Annotated in this window: 1 protein-coding gene and 1 pseudogene; one reads left to right on the forward strand and one right to left on the reverse strand. The window is 57.9% G+C overall.

Annotation, left to right across the window (positions count from 1 at the left end; translation table 11 throughout):
- Nucleotides 1-151 (reverse strand): annotated as a pseudogene (locus HT737_RS30405) (coniferyl-aldehyde dehydrogenase); the annotation flags it as partial.
- A 145-nt stretch (nucleotides 152-296) separates the two neighbouring features.
- Here HT737_RS30405 and HT737_RS30410 point away from each other — a divergent pair.
- Nucleotides 297-968, forward strand: a complete 672-nt coding sequence (locus HT737_RS30410) for a TetR/AcrR family transcriptional regulator (protein ID WP_007964152.1) — start codon at nucleotides 297-299, stop codon at nucleotides 966-968.
- The last annotated feature ends 26 nt before the right edge of the window (nucleotides 969-994 follow it).

Genomic DNA, 994 nt, shown 5'->3' on the forward strand with positions numbered 1-994 from the left:
GCATGTCGCGCAACGCTTTGAGCCATTGCTGACGCTGGGCCGCCGGCGGCATCGGGTTGGCTGTGTAGGCGGCGCGCTGTGCCGCGAACAGCCGATCCAGCTCTTCCAGGGGCTGTTGCAGCGTTTGCAGATAAGCAATGTCGGCAGTCATCGTCGGCTCCGGATTTATTGTAGTGAGGACTTTTTAGAGTCTAAGCTCTAGAAAGTCAAATGACTTCCCGACACAGCTTTGTTTTATCCAATTCCGGTTAGGTCGTAAGATGCCCCTCACCGCACTCTGAATTAAAGCTCAAGCCATGGCCCCACGAATAAAAACCAGCGAGCGCATCGTGCAGAACAGCCTCGAACTGTTCAATCAGCAGGGCGAGCGCAGCATCAGCACCAACCACATTGCCGCGCACATGGAGATTTCTCCGGGCAATCTGTACTACCACTTCCCCAACAAGCAGGCGATCATCGCCGTGCTGTTCAGTGAGTACGAAAGTCTGGTCGACAGCTTTTTGCGCCCGCCACAGGGGCGTGCCGCCACCGTCGAAGACAAGCGCTATTACCTCAAGGAGCTGCTGTCGGCGATGTGGGGCTACCGCTTTCTGCATCGGGATCTGGAACACCTGCTCGACAGTGACCCGGATCTGGCCGCGCGCTACCGGCGTTTTTCCCAGCGCTGTGTGATCCAGGGCATGGCGATCTACGAGGGCTTTGTCGCCGCCGGCATTCTCAAGATGGATCGGGTACAGATCGAGTCCCTGACGATCAATGCCTGGATCATCCTCACCTCGTGGGTGCGTTTTCTGTGCACCACCCGGGAAAACTCCAACCACCTCAGCGAGCAGGCCATCAAGCGTGGCGTGTATCAGGTGCTGGTGCTGGAAGCCGGGTTCGTCACCGATCAGGCCCGCGAAGAGGTGAATGCCTTGTTCGACGAGTTCTACGTACCGCTGGCCCAGGCCCTCGAGGAAGGGCGGTAACCCCATTTTCGAAGTCGCTCACAGGA

The organism is Pseudomonas sp. MD195_PC81_125 (genome assembly GCF_014060985.1).
GTDB lineage: Bacteria > Pseudomonadota > Gammaproteobacteria > Pseudomonadales > Pseudomonadaceae > Aquipseudomonas > Aquipseudomonas parakoreensis.